Genomic DNA, 18,920 nt, shown 5'->3' on the forward strand with positions numbered 1-18,920 from the left:
TAGTAGCCAGGCGATGCAGAGCACCGTTGGCCGCACTCCCATCCCGCTATCTTCTCGATGCCATTGTCAGCCCGGGCCAGTCAGCCAGTCAAGAGATGCCCGGGTTCCGCCAATGTGACGACTGGCCTTGATTGCCAGCTGACGTGGCGTTCGGAACCGATAAGCGCAAGCTCAGTTAGACGGGAAACAGACGCATTTCGGATCAGCAAGGACGACTTTCATGCCGGATATCGGAACGCAGATCGCCGGATACAATGAACGCGCGCCGTTGACGCTCGAAGAGCTGCGTCGCCTGGAAGAGACGCTCGCCGAAGCTGGCGAGATCCTCGGCAGCGAAGCCGAGGCGCCAAGCAGGGCCTGTGGTGAACGCGCCGCCTAAAGCAGTCCGGATCGGGATCGGCGCCCCCATTGTTTGGGAACGCGGCGGCGCTTGGCATCGAGATGAAGCAGGCGATCGAACTCGCCATCGACGAGCAGAACGCGAACGGCGGCATCGCGGGCCTTGCCGTCATGGCAAGGGCATCGCCTATCGCGAGCCCGTAAGGTGGGATGAAAAAAGGGCGACAATCTGGCCGCTGTGACTGCACTCAACGTGGTCGAAAACGGCCGCTTCCGACAGATCGCCGAAATCCGGCAGATGCAGAGCGTCGAGCAGACCTGACGCAAAAGGCTCCCCGACCGAACCGGCTTTCATCGCTTTGCCGGGCAATTTTCACAGGACTACGAAACAATTGCCTCCGGTCGCCGTTTCGCCCGCAGAACCTTTCGAGGAGGCGACGATGAGCGCAACCGGCTTGGACGTTTTTGACAAAACGCTTCAAATAACAAACATCTGGCTCGACGAGATCATGGCGGATATTGGTCCGGACCGACACGTCGCCTGGCATACATTGGGCGCCGTTCTGCGAACCCTTCGGGACAGGCTGCAGATCGGACTGGCCGCCAAATTGGGAGCGGAATTGCCGCTGCTCGTGCGCGGCGCCTACTATGATCGCTATCGGCCCGCCGACATGCCCGACAAGACACGCTCGCTGGAGGAGTTCCTGCAACACATCGCCGAGGAATTGAAATCGACCCGTCCTGTCGATCCCGAGGATGCGGCACGCTCGGTGTTGCGTGTGCTTGCACGCCATATCGACCTTGGCCAGTCGGCAAAGGTGCGGGATGCGCTGCCAAAAGAAATCCAGGCGCTCTGGCCTGAAAGCGTTGGCGTCAAGTAGCGGCGGTCCCGCTCATGCGGATGCGCGACGGACCAGCTGCCACGAAACGTTAAAAAGGGTGGGCGTTGCGCCCGGCACTGCCGATATCAGTGAGATCAGATGATCGGCAAGACGCTCGTAGTGGGTGGTCTCGGGGCCGACCGTGGTCAATGCCGGATGACTGAATTCACCCTCGTCGATATTGCCGCAGCCGATGACTGCAATGTCGCCGGGCACGGATAGGCCGGCCTCCTCGAATGCGTGCAGGGCGGTCACGGCTGCAAGATCGGATTCGACAAAAAGCGCGGTCGGCCGATCCTTGCGGGCGGCCAGCGCCGTGGCATTGGCAAAGGCAGCCTTGCGCGCTTCTGCACCGCCGATCACTAGGTCGGCTCGCAGCGGAAGGCCGCGTGCTTGCAGGAAGCTGCGATAGGCGGCGAGACGGCTTCCGTCCACCGCTTGCTCATGCAGCATATAGGCGATGCAGCGATGGCCGGCTTGATAGAGGTAGTCGAGTGCCTCGAAGACGGCCTTGCCGGTATGCTGACGCACAACCGAGAAGCCTGCCGGCTCGATGGTCGGGTGGAAGATCACGGCCGGCCGGCCCGCGACCGCCAGGCGTGCGGCTAAAAGCATCACCTCGGGCTCTGAGAGATGTTGCCAGTCGGCGATAACGCCGTCTGCCAGCCCGCTCTCGACCTCGCGCACGATCCTGTCCGTTCGCTCTATGTTGTCACCCGCAGTGATAATTGTCGAAAATCCCCTCAGCGCCGCCGCCGATTGGATATCCTGCGCGATCCGGTCGCTGAACGGCACGCCGAGACGAGGCAGTACAAGGCAGATTCGCTCGGCCTGCTGGCGGCGCAGCTGCCGCGCGGTGCGGTTTTGCACGTAGTTGAGCTCAGCGACGGCCTCGAGGATACGCTGCCGCGCCTCCTTGCCGACGAATTTCAGGCGCGCGCTGTCGCCGCTGAGCAGGTAAGACACGGCAGCGGTCGATACATTGGCGCGCCGGGCAACATCGGCCATGGTCGGCGCTTTCCTCCGATTGACGTTTCTCTCGTGCATCGTTGGGTCAGCAGCGCGAGGCGACATGCTCAGCTGTCGCTCATCCGGATTTCATTCCAATTTCCGTGCCCGGCGGGAAGGATCTCGGGCCTTGCCTCGCCGGCCTCCTCCATAAGGGCAACGATGCGGCCCCGCAGCCATGCACGCGTCTCTGTGTGATCGGGCGAAGCTATGAGATTGGTCAGTTCGTTCGGATCGCTATCGAGGTCGTAGAGCCTCGCCTCGACATAGAAATCGCTGCCGGAATCCCGCCAGCCGTCTTTTCCCGGCGCCTCGACCTCGTATTTCCACCGTCTGGTGCGCAAGGCGCGGCCGACATGGTGCTCGCTGATTTGAATGAAGATCTCGTCGCGCGGCGGCCGTTCACCCCGTAGCGCGTCGAGCAGCGAGACGCCCTGCATTGAATTGGACACTTTCAGGCCGGCCGCGGCGAGCAGGGTCGGCGCGAGATCGACGAGGCTGACCAGCCCGTCATATATGCCGACGCGCTCGAAGCCGGGTCCATGAAAAAGTGTCGGTACGCGGATCGACGCCTCGTGACAGGAGCGCTTGTATTCGTTGTTGCGGGTTTTGAAGTGGCATCCATGGTCGGAGGTGAAAAGGATAATCGTGTCGTCAAGCCGGCCAAGACTGTAGAGCGCCTCGATCAGCCGTCCAAACGCCTCGTCAAGGCGTGCGACCATACCCAGATAGCCGGGAAAATGCTCGGCTGTCGTGCCGCCAAGCGCTGCGAGATCGCCGGGGATGGCGAGCTTTCTGCGGATCCTCTCCTCGTATCCGAGCGGAGCAGGGTAGTTGTCCGTCTGGTTCTGGTGATGCGGCTCGAGGAAGGACAGGAACAGGAAGAACGGCTCGTCTTCTTTAGAGGTGACGTAGCGGATCGCTGCGTCGGTAAGAGCATCGACGCGGTATCCCGGCAGCTTCACCGCCCTGCCGTCATTGTCGTGGACGACGGTGTCGAAGGGGCCGGAGGTAAACTCCAGGATATTGGAGGCGAGCCAGTAGCGGTAGCCACCGCGCTCTTCCTGGGTCACCGGCTCGGCGGAGCCCAGGTGCCATTTGCCAATGTAGGCGGTGTCGTAGCCTGCCGCGGCGAAATGATGCGCCAGCGTGCGCTCGCTCGTCGGCAGTGGAATATCGTTGCGGTAGCAGCCGGTTGTGGTCGGGTACCGCCCCGTCTGGAAGACGGAGCGGGCGGGTCCGCAAACGGGCTGGCACGTAAACGAATTCGCCACGAACGTGCCGGTCCCGGCGAGGCGGTCGAAATTCGGCGTAAGCTCGAGCGGGTTGCCGTGGGCGCCGACGGTGTCCCAACGCTGCTGGTCGGTGAAGAAGACGATCACGTTCGGTCGGCGGGACATCATGGGATGCAATGGCTCCGAATGGTTATTTCATGCCTGCCAGCATCACGCTGCGGACGAAGTAGCGCTGCGTGAAGAGGAACAGCAGCAGGCTCGGGATGAAGAGAATGACCCCGCCCGTCGCCGTCAGGTTCCACTGGGTGAAGAATTCCTGGTTGAAAAGCGTCAGCCCCGTCGTGATAGGCCGCATCTCGGTGGTGTTGACGGCGACCAGCGGCCAGAGAAATTCGTTCCACTGGAACACGAAGGTGAGGAGGGCCAGCGTCGCCAGCGCCGGACGGACCTGCGGCAGCACGATGCGCCAGTAAAGGCCGAGCTCCGAGCAGCCGTCCATCCGCGCGGCGTCAAGCAACTCGTCGGGAATCGGACGGATGAACTGCCGCATCAGGAAGATTCCGTAGGCGCTCATGGCAAATGGGAGGATAAGGCCCTGATAGGTGTTGAGCCATCCCATCCGCGCGGTGAGCACATAAAGCGGGATCATGCGGATGAAGAACGGGATCATCAATGTCGACAGCACCGCGACAAACATGACGCGCTTGCCGGCGAATTCCATCTTGGCGAAGACGTAGCCGATCAATGGGTCGAAGATCAGATGGAGGACGGTAATCCCGCCGGCGATGATGAAGCTGTTGAGCGTGAAACGCGCGAACGGCGCCTTCTGCCAGATGTCGATGTAATTCGTGAATTGCCACGTCTCGGGGATCAGAATCGGAATGCCGCTGAAGACATCGGCATCGCTCTGCAGCGACAGCGAAAGCATATAGAGGAACGGAAAGATCGACAGCGCCACGCAGAAGAGCAGCAGCAGGTAGGTCGGGAGCGTTTTCGCCAGTTTCATGCCGACCTCAATAGGTGGTTTCGCGATTGAGCAGACGGAACTGAACGAAGGTGATGGCCAGGATCAGCAGGAACATCAGGAAAGACAGCGCCGAGGCGTAGCCGATGTTGAGTTCGAAGAAGGCTGCCTCGAACACATGCAGGCTGAAGAACCGTGTCGCGTCGGCCGGTCCGCCCTTAGTTATCAGATAGGCCGGCGCCAGCTCCTGCAACTGGCTGATCGTGCTGACAACGGCGATGAAGAGCGTGGTCGGCGTCAGCAGCGGCCAGGTCAGATAGCGGAACTGCTGCGCCGGCGTGGCGCCGTCGAGGGATGCGGCATCATAGAAGTCGGACGGGATCGACTGCAACGCGGAAAGGTAGATCAGCATGGCATAGCCGACATCCTTCCAGACCGTGATGGCGATGAGGGTCGGCAGCGCGGTCGAGGTGTCGCCGAGCCAATTCTGCGTCGGCAGGCCAAGCTCGGCAAGGAAGCTATTCAAGATGCCCGTGTAGGGATCGAGGATTGCCTGCCACATCAACGCGACGATCACGAAGGAGGTGATATAGGGAAAGAAGATGATTGCGCGGATCAGAGTGCGTCCCGGGATAGGCCGGTTGAGCACGACCGCCAGTCCGAGGCCAATGGCGATGCTGGCCGCGGTGACGCCTATCGCGAAGGCCAACGTCACGAAGAGCGACTGCCGAACGCGCGCGTCGCCGAGGGCAGCAACGTAGTTGTCCAGTCCGGCGAATTGGCTCTCGCCGATCAGCGGCTGGCCGCTGTACAGGCTCGCCCAAAACTCCAGCCCTATCGGATAGAAGAAATAGACCGAGAAATACAGGATCGCGGGCGACAGCAGCAGGTAAGCGATAAGCGTTTGCCGTGTGCGGCGGCTGAAGCGGCCGGCTCGGCGGATCGGTATGGCGCCGACGCGAATGTCCGTGCCGGCCGTATCGGTGCTGCCGCTGACAATCATCGGCCTAGTTGTTGGCCAGGATGACGTTGGCCTCGGCCGCGAATTTCGGCATGATCTCAGCTGCTGGCTTCTGATTATAGACGATATCCTCGAGCGCACTTTGCAGGAGCTTCTCGATTCGCGCGTGCTTGCCGGTGAGGCGCAGGTCGGCGGTGACGTCTTGCGCGTAAGGCAGGCATTTGCTGAAGCTGCCGATGACCGGATCGGCTTGAACCTCGGCGTTTTCGGCCCAGGATTTGCGCGGCATCGTCATGCCCGCTTCCTTGGTAGCCGCTAGTTCCGTGTCGAGCGCGACGAGCCGCTTCAACAATTCCCAGGCTTCCTTCGGGTGCTTGGCGTCTTTCGGGATCATCACGCTGACGCCGCCTGCGAACGTCGCCTGCACCTTGTGCTTGAGTGAGGGAGCAACCGCCCAGTTGAGCTTCGGGTTGCCCGAGCGGATCGGCTTCACGTCCCACGGACCGGTAATGATCATGGCGACCCGGTTGGCTGTGAACAGCTTTTGCGGACCCTCGTAATCAGCGCCCGCCACCGGATTGGTGGCTGCCTTTTCCTTATGGATCAAGTCGGCAAGGAACTGGATCGCCGCGATCGCTTCGGGACTGTCGAGATTGACCTTGTTTGTCTTGGGGTCGTAATAGGTCGCGCCGTTCTGCAGCAGCCACGACCAGTAGTATCCGATGCTGGGGTTGGGAGCGAAGCCGAAACGGGCACCGCTCGTCGTCGCTTTGGCGACCTTCAGGAAATCTTCCCAGGTCGCCGGCGGCGCGTCGAAGCCCGCATGCTTCAGCATATCGACGTTGTAGACGAGGGTGGCGCAGGTGAGGTGGATCTGGACGCCATAGTACTGGTCGCCGAGCTTGTTGCGCCCGACCGAATAGGCTTGCCAATCGTCGGGATAGCCGATCGCCTTGCCGTCTTGTTGGATGAAGTCGTTTAGCGGCCGCAGCAGATTGCGCTGGCCAAACTCCTGCACCCAGCCGCCGGGTTCGGCGACGAGATCGGGCGGGCTCTTCGCTGCAAAATCCGCCACCAGCTTGGTGCGCATATCCGGCCACTGGAATTTCTCCCACTGCACCGACCATCCGGGATGATCGGCCTCGAACTTCGCTATTACATCGGCATAGGCTTGATAGGCGTGGCCGGCATTCCAATAGAGCGTCAAGGTCTCGGCATGGGCCGCTGTCGCGGTCGCCAGGGCCGCGCCCAAAACCATGCCGTGCAGGAATCCGACTGGATTGTAGCGGCTCATCTTGGTCTCCTCCCAGGTTTGCCACCCGCCTTCCTATCAATGGACGGCGCGCCATATTATTCGATTAATATACCCGCTATATTGCAGTTTTTGTCAAGCTCCGAGTGTAATGCAGTGCATTGGTTCTGGCCGAACTCGGGCGGAGCTATCTGCAGCGCGCGATGGCGAAGTTGCTACCGGTACCGGTATGGACGGTCGCGGCTTAACCTGGAAAGATTGTGAAACCGCCGTCGACGCGGATGACCTGCCCGTTGATAAAGCGCGCGCGCGGACCGGCGAGGAAGGCCACCGCTTCGGCGATCTCTTCAGGCTCCGCATACCGGTTCAGCGATTTCTTGCTCGAGTCCATGCGCTGCGGATCGACCACGCGGCTCGCCTGGAACCGTGCCGTCTTGGTGGCGCCAGGGCTCACCGCATTGACGCGTACGCCATCGTCGATCAATTCCTTGGCGAGGCAGCGCGTATAATGGACGACGGCTGCCTTAAGCGTCGAGTAGACCACCTCGGGCGAGCATCCGATATGCGCTGCCGCCGAGGCAATGTTGATCACCGAGCCTGAGCCACGCTTGACCATCGGCGGAACGAACGCCTGGCAGACCAGCATCGTGCCGATGAGGTTGTTCTCGGTCAGGACCTTGATGTCGTCGTAGTCGATGTCGAGTGCGTTGTTGGGACTGGGCTTTACCCCCTTGGCGCCGATGTCGCCGCCGGCGCAGTTGACCAGAATGTGCACGTCGCCGAGATCCGCCTCGATCTTCCTCTTCATTTCGGCGACGGCCTGCTTGTCGCCGATGTTGCCCGTGACCGCGGTCACCCGCGTCCCATGCTTCTCCAGACCCTTGGCGGAGTCGCCGAGATCCGCGAATTCGGCGTATTGAGATGGCCGGGTCCAGTCGAGGTCGTGAACCGCGACGTTTGCGCCGAGTTCGGCCAGGCGGTCGGCCATCACGCGGCCGAGGCCGCGCCCCGAGCCGGTGACGAAGGCCGTCAGGCCGCTGAGTTCTCGGGTGGTCATGCTGATTTCTCCATTGCAATGAAACCGAACGTCTTCATGTTGGCGGTGCTGCGGCGGATCATGTCGAGCTCATACGAAGCGAGCGCGCCGTCATCATCGCGCTCCCACGGCGTGCGGTAGTCGGCGTCGTCCGCAAGCCGGTTTACGCGCGCAGCACTCAGGCAGGCCGCGAACTCGCGTGCGGTCTTCGGCGCATATCCGTTCCACCAGTCGTCGGTGAGACAGCGAACGTGACGGGCCTCCAGCGCGCCTGGCTCGAGCACGGCCGTCAGCGTGTCGTGGTGCTCGCCAAGGATGGCTGCCAGTTCGGCGAAAGGCACGGCGCCATCCCCGATCGCGCAGCGGACCAGACGATAGCCCTCATCCGTGAACTGCACGCGATAGTCCTTGAGGTGGAGGTGGCGGACATGCGGCGCGATCCGTCGCGTGAAGGCAAGCGGCGCCTCGCCGACGGGGAAGGTGTTGCCGGTGTCGTAGGTGATGCCGACACCCGGCCCGCCGAGTTCGCAAAACGCGACCAGTTCGTCGCTGCCGAAGTCCTGATGGTTCTCGATGCCGAGCACCCGGCCCTCCGCCGCCGCCCGCGGTCCCCATTCCGTCAAGGCAGCGCGGATCATCGCGTTGAACTCGCGCCATTTCTGGCCCCATGCGTTGCGGTCGCCGCACAGGACGGGCGTCAGCGCGATACGGATCGTCGTCGCTTCGAGCAGGCGCGCAGCCCGAAAGGTGTTGTCCAGCGGACCTGCCACGAGAAGTCCGCCGCTCACCACCGGGACGATGTCAAGCGCGGTCAGACGCCTGCGCAGGGCGACGATTTCGGCGTCCGGCAAGTCGCTCAACCAAGGTTCGTAGATCTCGAGCGTGCGTGCGCCCAGTTCCTGCGCCAGTGCTATGAAGCCCTCCAGCCCCACCCCGGCCGAATTGTGCCGCGGCGTGCCGCGGCCCTGCAGGCCGAGATAGTAGGTCAGTCCGTAGGGGTTGAGGCCGAGACGAAGCATCAGCTTGGCAGTTCCAATGAAGAGCGGGGAGGGGTCACTATCGCAGGCCGGCATCGACGGTGATGGACTGTTTCGTGATCATGCGGCTGTCATCCGCTGCCAGGAAGAGCACCGTCCGTGCAATCTCCTCGCCCAGGAGGACGCGGCGGATCAATTGTCGCTGCACCGTCTGGTCGACTGCCTCCTGCGTCTTGAACCACAACTCGCGCTGCCGCTCGGTCATGACGGCGCCGGGTTCGACCGCATTGACGCGGATGTCGTCGGGTCCGAACGACCGCGCCAACGCACGCGTCAGGGCCACCACCGCCCCCTTGGCGGTGGCATAGGTCACCATCTGGTCCGCTCCGAAACGCCAGGCGATGGAGGAGAAGTTTATGATCGAGCCGAAGCCGAGTTCCTTCATATGCGGATGCACTGCCTGCGCGGCGAAGAAGTGATGCCGGAGATTGACGTCGAAGCTGCGGTCCCAATATTCGGCCGTCACCGCGTCGATGGGATGGCGCTGATCATTGGCAGCGTTATTCACCAGGACGGCGACCGGACCAAGCCGCAATCGCACGCCTTCTACCGACGCCTGCAGCGCATCGACGTCGGTCACATCGCAATGGAGATACAAGGGGGCTCGCCCGGCGGCAGCACCGAGCTCGCGCAGCAATGCCTCCGCGGGTTCATCCTGTACATCGAGAAAGGCCACGCGGGCGCCATTCGCCACGAAAGCGCGGACCATATCGGCTCCGATCCCGGAGGCGCCGCCGGAGATCAGCACGACCCGATCGGTCAAGCTGGGATAAGTTGCGAATTGTACGGACATCAAATCACAGAAGCGCCTTGGTTGTTGGGTCGAACAGGCAGGCACGCGACATGTCGATGCCGAGCACTATCGTCTCGCCCATGACGGGAGCGTCGTCCGGCTCGAAACGGCCGGTGATCTCCAGATCACCCAGCCTGAGGACGGCAAGCGTCTCGGCGCCGGTCGGCTCGACCAACTCGACCGGCGCCTGCATGGACGCCACAGCCGGTTTCCGCGACTTCAGGTCCGTCGTGAAACGGTAGATATGTTCCGGCCGGATACCGAGCACGACGTCCTTTGGCGCACCGGCGGGCAGCGGCGCGGCGAGGACAAGACTAGCGTCGCTGCCGTCAGCGGCGCGTACCGAGATGCTGGTTGAGCCGGTAGACCGGGCGGGAATGAAATTCATCGCCGGCGATCCCATGAAACCGGCAACGAACATGTTGGTCGGCCGGTCATAGATCCGCTTCGGCGTGTCGAACTGCTGCACCGAGCCCTGGTTCATCACCGCGATGCGGGACGCGAGCGTCATCGCCTCGACCTGATCGTGGGTGACGTAGACCGTGGTCTTGCCGACGCGATGGTGGAGCTTCTTGATTTCGGTACGCATGTCGACGCGCAGCTTGGCGTCGAGGTTGGACAAGGGCTCGTCGAACAGAAACAGCTTTGGGTCGCGTACGAGGGCGCGCCCCATCGCTACGCGCTGCCGCTGGCCGCCCGAAAGCTGGCCGGGCTTGCGTTTAAGCAGCTGTTCGATCTGCAGGAGGGCGGCAACCCGCTGTACAGCTTCTGCTTGCACCGCTTTTGGCACGCCGCGGCTCTCCATGCCGAAGGTGATGTTCTGGCGCACCGTCATCGTCGGATAGAGGGCGTATGACTGGAATACCATCGCAATGTCGCGGTCTTTGGGTTGCACCGAGTTCACCAGCCGGTCGCCGATCCAGATCTCGCCCGACGTGACGGTTTCCAGACCGGCGATCATAGCGAGCAGGGTTGACTTGCCGCAGCCCGACGGGCCGACAAGGGCGATGAATTCGCCGGTCTTAGCCTCGAGATTGATGCCGGCAAGAATCTCGAGCGAGCCGTAGCTCTTGTGAAGGTTGCGGATCATCAACGCGGACATGGACGACGCCTCATTTGATGGCGCCCTGGGTGAGGCCGCGCACGAAGTATTTTCCGCCGAACAGATAGATCAGCAGCGGTGGCAGCGCGCCGATCAGCACGGCGGCGCTCATCACATCGTAAGCACGCGCGGTCGTGCCGCCGGCCGTGAGCGCGACCAACGCCGCCGTAATCGGCTGCTGCTGGCCCGATGTGAAGACGACGCCGAACAGATACTCGTTCCAGATGCCGGTGAACTGCCAGATGACGGTGACAATCAGAATCGGCGGCGACAGGGGGAGGATGATCTTGCGGAAGATTCGCCAGAACCCGGCGCCATCGATGCGAGCCGCCTTGATAAGGTCGTCCGGTATGCTGACGTAGAAATTGCGGCAGAACAGGGTCGTGAACGAGATGCCCTGGACGACGTGGATCAACACCAGCCCGTATGTGGAATTGGTCAGGCCGAGCTTGCCGAGCAGGAACGCCCACGGCATCAGCGAAATCTGGCCGGGCATGAAGACGCCGAGCAGCATCAGATTGAAGATCAGTTCGGAACCCCGGAAGCGCCATTTGGAGAGGATGTAGCCGTTCATGGCGCCGAGAATGGTCGAGATGATCGTGGCGGGGATCGTCATCGCCAGCGAGTTGAAAAAATTGCGCTTCATGCCCTCGCAGGTACCGCTGACGCAGTAGGTTCCCCAGGCTTGCGCCCACGCGTCGAGGCGGAAGCTGCGAGGCACGGAGATGAGGCCGTTGCGGGCAATCTCCGACTGCTCGCGCAGTGAGTTGAAGATCACCACCAGCAACGGCACGAGATAGACGACCGCGAAAAGCGTCAGCACGGCATAGACAAGGAAGCGGCTCCAGAAATGCCGGCGCGTAGCCGCGGCAGCTTCCGGATCAGGGCGGGCCGGATCAAAGCGGCGGGCATCGGGGCTAATTTCAGCCATTGCGGCCCTCCGCCCGCCTGCGCCAGACGATCCACAAGGAGTACGGCACCAGCACCACCGCGACCGCTGCGAGCATCATCATGGCCGCGGCGGCACCCTCGCCGATTTGCCCGCGCTGGAACATCAGGTCGTAGACGTAGATGGCGGGGAAGGTGGTGGACACACCTGGCCCGCCCCGCGTCAACGCCGCCACTAGGTCGAACGTCTTGATGGCGAACTGTATCTGAATGACCGCCACCGCCAGGAATATCGGGGCGATGGTTGGCAGGATGACCCGCCGATAGGTCCGGAAAACCGACGCGCCGTCGATTTGCGCGGCTTTGACGAGATCCGGATCGACCGACCGCAGACCAGCCAGGAAAAGTGCCATCGCGAAGCCGGACGACTGCCAGATACCGGTTATGATCACCGCATAGATCGCCGTGTTGCGGTTGGCCGTCAGGGCGAAGCTGAAGTCGGTCCAGCCGAGCCCCCGAACGAAGCCCTGGATACCGTCGACAGGGTTATAGAGCCAGCTCCACACCGTACCGGTGACGATGAACGACACCGCCAGAGGGTAGAGAAAGATGGTGCGCCAAACCGCTTCGCCGCGGACGCGCTGGTCGATAGCGATCGCGAGCAGCAGGCCGACCGCCATCGAGCCAACGATATAGAAGCCGCCGAACAGGAAGAGGTTCGTATAGGCGATGTTCCAGCGCCGGTTTGCCCAGAGCGAAGCGTAGTTGTCCAGGCCAACGAACCCATAGGTCGGCAACAGCGACGAGTTCGACAGCGAAATATAGAGCGTCCACAGCGTGAAGACGAAAACATAGACGAAACTCGCCGCTATCGACGGCGCCAGCACCAGAATGGGCACCATCGTGCCCAGGCGCTCGCGCCACGGACGGGCCGCGGCAGCTGGTACAATCAGATCATGGGTGGACATCGGGCTGCTCCGGCGAAGTCAGGCCGGGCGCTTTGCCCCCGGCCATCATCGGCAGCTTCACTTTTGCGCTTCGGCCGCATCCGCCATCGCATTGGCGGCGTCCTGCGCACTCATATCCGGCGTCGCTACAAACTCGGTGATGGTATCCATCATTGCGCCGCGGACCTTTTGCGGGACCGTCATGTTGTGCGCCATCGAACGGACGAGCGTGCCGGCGGCGATCGAGGCTTGCAGATCCTTTTGCGAGAGTTGCTGGCAGGGATTGAAGCCGTTCGAAAGATCGACGTCGAGGCGCGCCGGGATGGAGCCCTTGGTCTGATTGAAAATGGTCTGGAACTCGGGCGACAGGATGATGCTGGCGAGCAGTTTCTGCCCCTCAATGTAGTCCGGGTCCTTCTGCTTGAAGAACACGACCGAGTCTGAATTCAGGATGAAGCCCGGCTTGCCCCAATCGGTCGGCGCCTGGGCACAGACATAGTCGGTGCCCTCCTTGAAGCCGCCGGCGGTCAGCAGGCCGATCGTCCAGTCCCCCATGATGTGGAAGGCGGCCTCGCCGCGGCCGACCAGATGCGACATGGTATCCCAATCACGCCCGTTCATGCCGGGGTCCATGTACTTCGAGGTCATGATGCGGAACTGCTCGAAGGCCTTGACCATGCCGTCGCTGCGCATGGCGTCGACGTCGCCCTCGACGAAGGCCTTCTTGTAGAGATCGAGGTCCTGACCGTACACGACCACTTCGAAGACGGTCGAGTCGGTCCAGTCGGCGGTCGAGTGCGAAATGCAGATCTTGCCGCTGGCCACGATCTTGTCGCAGGCGGCGTTGAATTCCGCCCATGTCTTCGGCACCTCGGTAACGCCTGCGTCCTTCATGACCTTCGGCGACGCCCACAGCCAGTTGATGCGGTGAATGTTCATCGGCGCCGCCACCCAATTCCCGGTCGGCTTCATCACCGGCAGCAATTCGGGAGCGACGACCTTCTCCCAATTTTCCGCCTTGGCCAGTTCGTCGAGATTGGCTGTCATGCCCGTCTCGTTCCATTCGGCGATCTCGGGCCCCTTGAGCTGCACAGCGGGAGGTGCGTTGCCGGCGATCACGTCGGCACGCAGTTTGGCCAGGGTATTGGCCGTATGGCCTGCGATGGAGGTCTGCTGCCAGGTGCCACCCTTGGCGGTAAACATCTCGCCGAGCTTGGCAATAGCCTGGGCGTCCGATCCGGTCGCCCATTGATGCAAGAGGTTGGTCTTGGGCTCCGCGAACGCTGCGCCCGCGACAAAGGTGTAGGCCGTTGCGGCCACAAGGGCCGTCCTCAGATATTTCATCGTTTCACTCCCATATGTGATGCACGGTTCGTATCGACCGCTTGTGGCCCGCGATTTGAGGTCGTGGCCGGTGAGATGCAGTAATCTCCGTTCTTTCCAAGATGACATATTTGGGCTATCAGTCAACGTCCTTTGTGCTCATCATGAACAAACCTTCGCTTAGAAATTGGTTGATCGACAGGCCGTCCGCATCGCCGGAGAGCCTGATCGTCCGATGCCTGCGTGAGCGCGGCGTGCTTTCAGCGTCGCAGATCACGCACATCACCGGTTTGGCGCGGTCGACGGTTTCAACCGCGCTCAATGGCTTGAAAAAGTCCGGAATGGTGATCGAATCCTCGGCCCATCATGACGGGGCCAGGGGCATCGGCAGGCCTGCCGCGACATTGACGCTCAATCCCGCCGCAGGCACCTGCGTCGGCATCCATCTGGCCCTCGACGAGATGCGGTGCGTCGTTGCCGACGTTTCGCATTCTTTCATTGCCGAACAAACTATTCCCATGGGTCTGGACTACCAGCCGCAACAGGCGGCTCAGCTCGCCAAGTCAGTGATTGCCCAATGCTACGAAGAGAACGGTCTGCCGATGGCGGGGCTCCTGGGGGTTGGGGTCTCCGTCTCGGGCCCTGTCAGCCGCGAAGGAGTGGTGCTGCGCGCGAGTATCGTTCCGACCTGGGCCGGGGTCAACATCCGCGATGTGTTCGGGCCGGTTCTCGAACAGCCGATCTTTGCCGACAATGAAAGCAACTGCTCGGCCATTGCGGAGTTGATGTGGGGCGCGGCCGTCGGCCAGGACGATTTCGTACTATTCAAGATCGATCTGGGCGTCGGCGGGGCCATTGTCCAGCATGGCCGGCTGGTGAGCGGCATCGCCGGCGGCGCCGGCGAATTCGGGCACATCAGCATTGATCCCGGCGGCGATCTTTGCCGGTGCGGAAATCGCGGATGCCTGGAGCTCTATGCCAGCTTTGCCCGGCCGCTCGATCAGATTTCGCGCATCGTGCGGCGGCCGGTCACGATGGACGACGTGATCATGATGGCAGAGCAGGGCGATGTGAGGGCGCTGCGGATGATCGAGGATACCGCCGAGTTCGCCGGCCGCGGTCTTGGCTTGATCGGTTCGGTGCTCAATCCGCCACTCATCATCATCGGCGGCCGCATGGCCTTGGCGGGCGACATTCTCCTGGCACCACTGATCGCGTCATATGAACGCCACACGCTGATCAAGTCCCGCGATGTCGCGCCCGCGCTGCGCACGCGGATAATCGTTGGCAAGCACACGGAAAACGATGCATTGCTCGGTGCGGTCGGCCTCGTGCTGCGCCACAACAGCCGTCTTCAATGATCCGGCCTTGTTTCGAGCGGTGCTCTGACGTTGCGAGTTGCTGGCCGAAGCGGCGGTGCTGATGTTGCCTACGCGACACGCATTGTGCGCTGCCTCGGCTTGATCGCGGTGGCGAGCAGCAGGCCGGCGACGATAAAGGCGGCGCCGGCGAGATCGTAGTCGTGCAAGCTTTCGCCAAGGAAAAGATAAGCGAGCACGGCGACGAAGGCAGTCTGCAGATAGAGCAGCATGCTGGCGCGCCCGGCGCCAAGCGTCTCGACGCTACGATTATAGAGATAGTACATCAGAGCGCCGCCCGGGCCAGCGATATAGGCGAGAGCCAGAAGGCCGTTCGCATGCAGCGCCGAACGATCCCCGGAAAACAGTTCCCAGAGATAGAGGGGCAGTGCGGCCAGCGCGCCGGCTCCCAGCAGCAGGACCACCATCGGCAGAAGCTCGATAGCGAATTTGGAGCGACGCAGCAGCACGGTGTAGAGGCCCCAGCAAAACGCGCTGCCGACGATCCACAACTCGCCGGGATTGAACTGCAGCTGCATCAGCGCGGCAAGGTCGCCGCGCGCCACGATCACCACCATCCCGATCAGAGCGAGCAGCGCTCCAAGCGCCTTCCAGACACCGAGGGGCTCCCCGAGCACGAAGCGGGCAAGCACCATGGTCATGATCGGCGACAGCGCCATGATGATGCCGGCGGTTGTCGCGTTGGTGTAGTTGAGGCCCGTGTAGATCATGCCCTGACACAGGGCCAACCCGATGGCGCCGATGACCAGCACCTCGATCGCGCGGGATTGGATCAGCACGAGCATCGCCCCGTGATGGTGATGGACGATAGGCAGCAGGATCGCGCAGGCGAGCGTCAGCCGCCAGAAGCAGAGCGCCCAAGGCGGCATCTCGGGGGCAACCCACTTGGCGGCGATGTAGACGCCGGCCGACAGGAGCCAGCAGAACGTCGCGAGGGAATAGGCGAGCGGAAGCGATGCGCCGGGTGTCGCCTTCGCTACACTTGGATGTGCTATCGGCAGCGATTGGATGTCCGTCTCCTCCCACCGCAGACTTTAGCAAATTTGCTGCATCTTGCCGAGCAGCAACAACAGCTATTTTACCAATCTAATCCAAAACGGTGGGTCATTGCGGGTCCTGCCGCTCACGGTCGAGCAATGGCTGGAACACACGCGTTCCACGCAAAACGCCTGGTTTGCGCCCTTGCATGAAATTGCCGCCCTTGTACGATCCTGTCATACGACGGCCAGCCAGAAGGTACGGGTGGACCAGCTGCCCTCCTACGACCGGCCGGTCCTCTTGACGGAACGTCGTTCCCCTAAGGCAGAGCGGCTAAAAACCTACCGGCTGAACCGATGCGAGTGGATCGTGAATAGGCTGCCTCCCCTCAAGAGCCTGCAAGCGTTCGACGCCGCTGCCAGGCACCTCAGTTTCAAGAAGGCGGCGGAAGAACTGCATGTTACCCCGACGGCAATCAGCCATCAGGTGAAGCTGCTCGAAGAGCGCATCCAGCGTAAGCTCTTCAACCGCCTTGTGCGGTCACTTTCCCTGACCAAAGCAGGCGAAACCTATGCTCCGCTGGTTGAAAGGGTTTTTCTTATCTTGAACTGGCTTCAGAGGAAGTCGGCGACGCCACCGCGACGGGCGAGTTGTCAGTGACAACGACGACCTCTTTTGCCACCAAATGGCTGATGCCGCGATTGAGCCGGTTCCGGCAACGCCATCCGGACATTGTCATCAAGGTGAGCGGGTCCGACGAGACTGTCGACTTCACACGCCACAACTTCGATCTCGCTATTCGTTACGGCTTCGGTGATTACACCGACTTGAGCACGGTTTGGGTGCTGTCGGACAAGGCCGCCGTGGTTTGTTCCCCCTCGCTGCTCGTGGGTACATCTCCGGGCGACTATGCGGCGGCCGTTTCGCGCGGTCCGCTCATTCACTATGAATGGTCGGGATTCACCAAACGCGATCCAAACTGGTCCACCTGGTTTCACGCGGTCGGTCTGGATGGTGTCCATGTTCCAGCCAGCGCGGTCTACAGTGATGAGCACATGTGCATACAGGCGGCGATCGACGGTAACGGTTTTGCGCTGGTAGGGTTGATTGCCGCCGCTGATGATATCGTGCAAGGCCATCTGGCATTGGCGTCTCCCGTAATGCTCCCCAACAAGAACTATTACCTGATCTGCCCCGAAACCCGCGCTAGCAATCCAAGGGTGGCGGCGTTCCGGGAATGGCTGCTCGAGGAGGCCGACGTTTTCCGCGATAGTCGCGCCGGCGAACTTATTGAAGATCAAACCGTGCTATCCGGTCCGCTCACCTGACAGCTGAGCAATCCTCGCTTCATCGCCTGACAATTTTTGATAGGTTTTGCCGTGTTTCTTGGCGCAGGCAGCATTCGATATTGGCAAGCCTTTCGAGGACAGGAAACGCGTCCGGGCCACGGCGAGGGGACCGCGTGAGACCTTAGACGGAACCAACTTGCGACAACACCGTCGGCAATCGCTTTATACCGTCCGCGCGACGGGCGCCGCTGTCTGAGGAGCCGTCGGGCTCAACCAGGCGGCGGCTTTCGTTTGAGTGGCATGCCGATGATTTTATTCAGCCGTCGGCTCAAATCAAATCGGGCGTCCATCGTGCATGTGTCTGATAGGTCTGCGGCAAATGCAAATTGGAGCAGATCACAATGGCTACTATTCTTCACATTGACGCCAGCGCACGGGTCTCGCGCTCGCTTTCGCGGGCTCTATCCGCAAAGTTCATCGAAGCTTGGATGGCGCGTAACCCCGGCGACAGGGTCATCCGGCGTGATATCGGCGCAAATCCGCCCCCGGCCACGACAGAACCGTGGATCGCCGCCGTCTTCGCCAAACCCGAACAGCTTACCGAGGACCAGCGACAATTGATCGCTTTTTCCGATACGCTGATCACCGAACTCGAAGCAGCGGACATCATCGTCCTGGGCACGCCGATGTACAATTATGGCATGCCCACGGCCTTGAAGGGATGGGTCGATCAGGTCGTCCGCGTCAACAAGACGTTCACCTTCGATCTTGGGCGAGGGGACTTCCCGTTGGAGCCGGTGCTTTCGGATAAAACACTGGTGCTCCTGAGTTCTTGCGGAGAATTCGGTTTCGAGCCGGGCGGCATTCGCGGCCATATGAATCATCTCGACACCCATCTGCGAGCCATCAAGCACTATCTCGGCGTCGATGATATGCATCATATCGGGATTGAGTATCAGGAATTCGGCGGTGACCGGCATGTCAGATCGATCGCGGCCGCGCATGCCGCAATTCCGGCTCTTGTCGATCGGTTGTCGGTTCCGCACGTCGCTTATGCGGCTGCTTCTTGATTGCCCGTTCGTAATACCCACCGTGCTTGCCGGTCAAAGGCTCGGAAGCAAGGAGGTCGACGATGGCATTTGGCTCGTAAGCTTCATGCATTATGATTTGGGATATAACGACCTGGAACAGAGGACCTTGCAGGCCATCGACAACCCGTTCGGCACGAGGTTGTCACACATGTCTTAGGTACGTTCTGTTACCCATGTCCCCGGGCCGTACAATCAGAATTTTGGTAGCGGGAGAGGGATACCGCCAATACAGTGCGGCCACTGAATTCATTTGCTAACTCGACTCCTTTGCAAGTTATAGGTAAGCGCCACGCCGCTCCCCTCGTGCGGGGCATGAGGTGAATGTGCGAAGAATCCCCCCGATCGCGAGAGACGGAGGGCCTACGTGGGAGCAGACGGCAAAATGGACGTCGATTTGGACGTCCCAACAGCTGGCTA

General features: G+C 61.6%; 20 protein-coding genes. 7 read left to right on the plus strand and 13 right to left on the minus strand.

Annotated elements, in window-relative coordinates; translation table 11 throughout:
• Positions 1–220: 220 nt before the first annotated feature.
• From NKJ08_RS13870 to NKJ08_RS13880, 3 genes are all read left to right on the plus strand, one after another.
• Positions 221–379 (plus strand): hypothetical protein, encoded by a 159-nt coding sequence (locus tag NKJ08_RS13870; protein ID WP_352524491.1) that lies wholly within the window; start codon positions 221–223, stop codon positions 377–379.
• A gap of 29 nt (positions 380–408) precedes the next feature.
• A complete protein-coding gene (locus NKJ08_RS13875; RefSeq protein WP_352524490.1) occupies positions 409–543 on the plus strand; it encodes a hypothetical protein in 135 nt (44 codons plus the stop codon).
• 236 nt (positions 544–779) lie between these two features.
• Positions 780–1,220, plus strand: coding sequence for a DUF2267 domain-containing protein (locus NKJ08_RS13880; protein ID WP_352524488.1), 441 nt, complete (start codon positions 780–782; stop codon positions 1,218–1,220).
• A gap of 12 nt (positions 1,221–1,232) precedes the next feature.
• Here NKJ08_RS13880 and NKJ08_RS13885 read toward each other — a convergent pair whose 3' ends face one another.
• The 12 genes from NKJ08_RS13885 to NKJ08_RS13940 form a co-directional block, all read right to left on the minus strand.
• Positions 1,233–2,228, minus strand: coding sequence for a LacI family DNA-binding transcriptional regulator (locus NKJ08_RS13885; RefSeq protein ID WP_352524487.1), 996 nt, complete (start codon positions 2,226–2,228; stop codon positions 1,233–1,235).
• Positions 2,229–2,296: 68 nt separating this feature from the next.
• A complete protein-coding gene (locus tag NKJ08_RS13890; RefSeq protein ID WP_352524486.1) occupies positions 2,297–3,631 on the minus strand; it encodes a sulfatase family protein in 1,335 nt (444 codons plus the stop codon).
• A gap of 22 nt (positions 3,632–3,653) precedes the next feature.
• Positions 3,654–4,469, minus strand: coding sequence for a carbohydrate ABC transporter permease (locus NKJ08_RS13895; protein ID WP_352776757.1), 816 nt, complete (start codon positions 4,467–4,469; stop codon positions 3,654–3,656).
• Positions 4,470–4,476: 7 nt separating this feature from the next.
• On the minus strand, positions 4,477–5,430 hold the full coding sequence (locus NKJ08_RS13900; RefSeq protein WP_352530157.1) for a carbohydrate ABC transporter permease: 954 nt from the start codon (positions 5,428–5,430) through the stop codon (positions 4,477–4,479).
• A gap of 4 nt (positions 5,431–5,434) precedes the next feature.
• Complete coding sequence (locus NKJ08_RS13905; RefSeq protein ID WP_352530155.1) at positions 5,435–6,682, minus strand: ABC transporter substrate-binding protein; 1,248 nt, start codon at positions 6,680–6,682, stop codon at positions 5,435–5,437.
• A gap of 202 nt (positions 6,683–6,884) precedes the next feature.
• Complete coding sequence (locus NKJ08_RS13910; RefSeq protein ID WP_352530153.1) at positions 6,885–7,697, minus strand: SDR family NAD(P)-dependent oxidoreductase; 813 nt, start codon at positions 7,695–7,697, stop codon at positions 6,885–6,887.
• Complete coding sequence (locus NKJ08_RS13915; protein ID WP_352530151.1) at positions 7,694–8,695, minus strand: sugar phosphate isomerase/epimerase family protein; 1,002 nt, start codon at positions 8,693–8,695, stop codon at positions 7,694–7,696. The genes NKJ08_RS13910 and NKJ08_RS13915 overlap by 4 nt, the downstream gene beginning before the upstream one ends.
• Before the next feature lie 37 nt (positions 8,696–8,732).
• Positions 8,733–9,506: an SDR family NAD(P)-dependent oxidoreductase gene (locus NKJ08_RS13920; protein ID WP_352530149.1), complete on the minus strand. Its 774-nt coding sequence runs from the start codon at positions 9,504–9,506 to the stop codon at positions 8,733–8,735.
• A 4-nt stretch (positions 9,507–9,510) separates the two neighbouring features.
• The gene (locus tag NKJ08_RS13925; protein WP_352530147.1) at positions 9,511–10,608 is read right to left on the minus strand and encodes an ABC transporter ATP-binding protein; all 1,098 of its coding nucleotides are present in this window, start codon (positions 10,606–10,608) and stop codon (positions 9,511–9,513) included.
• Between the two features lie 10 nt (positions 10,609–10,618).
• A complete protein-coding gene (locus NKJ08_RS13930) occupies positions 10,619–11,539 on the minus strand; it encodes a carbohydrate ABC transporter permease (RefSeq protein ID WP_352530145.1) in 921 nt (306 codons plus the stop codon).
• Entirely contained in the window at positions 11,532–12,464 is a 933-nt protein-coding gene (locus tag NKJ08_RS13935; protein ID WP_352530143.1) for a carbohydrate ABC transporter permease, read from the minus strand. The genes NKJ08_RS13930 and NKJ08_RS13935 overlap by 8 nt, the downstream gene beginning before the upstream one ends.
• Before the next feature lie 57 nt (positions 12,465–12,521).
• Positions 12,522–13,787, minus strand: a complete 1,266-nt coding sequence (locus tag NKJ08_RS13940) for an ABC transporter substrate-binding protein (protein WP_352530141.1) — start codon at positions 13,785–13,787, stop codon at positions 12,522–12,524.
• 143 nt (positions 13,788–13,930) lie between these two features.
• On the opposite strand from NKJ08_RS13940, the gene NKJ08_RS13945 reads away from it, so the two are divergent.
• Positions 13,931–15,127, plus strand: a complete 1,197-nt coding sequence (locus NKJ08_RS13945; protein WP_352781983.1) for an ROK family transcriptional regulator — start codon at positions 13,931–13,933, stop codon at positions 15,125–15,127.
• Positions 15,128–15,195: 68 nt separating this feature from the next.
• On the opposite strand, the gene NKJ08_RS13950 is transcribed toward NKJ08_RS13945, so the two are convergent.
• Positions 15,196–16,155 carry a DMT family transporter gene (locus NKJ08_RS13950; protein WP_352530161.1) on the minus strand — a complete coding sequence of 320 codons (960 nt, stop codon included), beginning with the start codon at positions 16,153–16,155 and terminating at the stop codon, positions 15,196–15,198.
• A 97-nt stretch (positions 16,156–16,252) separates the two neighbouring features.
• Here NKJ08_RS13950 and NKJ08_RS13955 point away from each other — a divergent pair, with 97 nt between their 5' ends.
• The 3 genes from NKJ08_RS13955 (at position 16,253) to NKJ08_RS13965 (ending at position 18,482) form a co-directional block, all read left to right on the plus strand.
• Positions 16,253–16,783, plus strand: coding sequence for a LysR family transcriptional regulator (locus NKJ08_RS13955; RefSeq protein WP_352781984.1), 531 nt, complete (start codon positions 16,253–16,255; stop codon positions 16,781–16,783).
• Positions 16,780–17,451 (plus strand): LysR substrate-binding domain-containing protein, encoded by a 672-nt coding sequence (locus NKJ08_RS13960; RefSeq protein WP_352530136.1) that lies wholly within the window; start codon positions 16,780–16,782, stop codon positions 17,449–17,451. Before NKJ08_RS13955 ends, NKJ08_RS13960 begins: the two co-directional genes overlap by 4 nt.
• Positions 17,452–17,813: 362 nt before the next feature.
• Positions 17,814–18,482, plus strand: a complete 669-nt coding sequence (locus tag NKJ08_RS13965; protein ID WP_352530134.1) for an FMN-dependent NADH-azoreductase — start codon at positions 17,814–17,816, stop codon at positions 18,480–18,482.
• The last annotated feature ends 438 nt before the right edge of the window (positions 18,483–18,920 follow it).

Source organism: Mesorhizobium sp. M0244 (assembly GCF_040321795.1).
Taxonomy (GTDB): Bacteria; Pseudomonadota; Alphaproteobacteria; order Rhizobiales; family Rhizobiaceae; genus Mesorhizobium.

What these genes read in the sequence shown, in the direction of transcription:
- NKJ08_RS13900 (WP_352530157.1), bottom strand. Translation starts at nt 5,430, where the DNA reads ATGATTGTCAGCGGCAGCACCGATACGGCCGGCACGGACATTCGCGTC.
- NKJ08_RS13870 (WP_352524491.1), top strand. Translation starts at nt 221, where the DNA reads ATGCCGGATATCGGAACGCAGATCGCCGGATACAATGAACGCGCGCCG.
- NKJ08_RS13895 (WP_352776757.1), bottom strand. Translation starts at nt 4,469, where the DNA reads ATGAAACTGGCGAAAACGCTCCCGACCTACCTGCTGCTGCTCTTCTGC.
- NKJ08_RS13920 (WP_352530149.1), bottom strand. Translation starts at nt 9,506, where the DNA reads ATGTCCGTACAATTCGCAACTTATCCCAGCTTGACCGATCGGGTCGTG.
- NKJ08_RS13940 (WP_352530141.1), bottom strand. Translation starts at nt 13,787, where the DNA reads ATGAAATATCTGAGGACGGCCCTTGTGGCCGCAACGGCCTACACCTTT.
- NKJ08_RS13890 (WP_352524486.1), bottom strand. Translation starts at nt 3,631, where the DNA reads ATGATGTCCCGCCGACCGAACGTGATCGTCTTCTTCACCGACCAGCAG.
- NKJ08_RS13910 (WP_352530153.1), bottom strand. Translation starts at nt 7,697, where the DNA reads ATGACCACCCGAGAACTCAGCGGCCTGACGGCCTTCGTCACCGGCTCG.
- NKJ08_RS13880 (WP_352524488.1), top strand. Translation starts at nt 780, where the DNA reads ATGAGCGCAACCGGCTTGGACGTTTTTGACAAAACGCTTCAAATAACA.
- NKJ08_RS13905 (WP_352530155.1), bottom strand. Translation starts at nt 6,682, where the DNA reads ATGAGCCGCTACAATCCAGTCGGATTCCTGCACGGCATGGTTTTGGGC.
- NKJ08_RS13930 (WP_352530145.1), bottom strand. Translation starts at nt 11,539, where the DNA reads ATGGCTGAAATTAGCCCCGATGCCCGCCGCTTTGATCCGGCCCGCCCT.
- NKJ08_RS13965 (WP_352530134.1), top strand. Translation starts at nt 17,814, where the DNA reads ATGGCTACTATTCTTCACATTGACGCCAGCGCACGGGTCTCGCGCTCG.
- NKJ08_RS13935 (WP_352530143.1), bottom strand. Translation starts at nt 12,464, where the DNA reads ATGTCCACCCATGATCTGATTGTACCAGCTGCCGCGGCCCGTCCGTGG.
- NKJ08_RS13945 (WP_352781983.1), top strand. Translation starts at nt 13,931, where the DNA reads ATGAACAAACCTTCGCTTAGAAATTGGTTGATCGACAGGCCGTCCGCA.
- NKJ08_RS13885 (WP_352524487.1), bottom strand. Translation starts at nt 2,228, where the DNA reads ATGGCCGATGTTGCCCGGCGCGCCAATGTATCGACCGCTGCCGTGTCT.
- NKJ08_RS13925 (WP_352530147.1), bottom strand. Translation starts at nt 10,608, where the DNA reads ATGTCCGCGTTGATGATCCGCAACCTTCACAAGAGCTACGGCTCGCTC.
- NKJ08_RS13915 (WP_352530151.1), bottom strand. Translation starts at nt 8,695, where the DNA reads ATGCTTCGTCTCGGCCTCAACCCCTACGGACTGACCTACTATCTCGGC.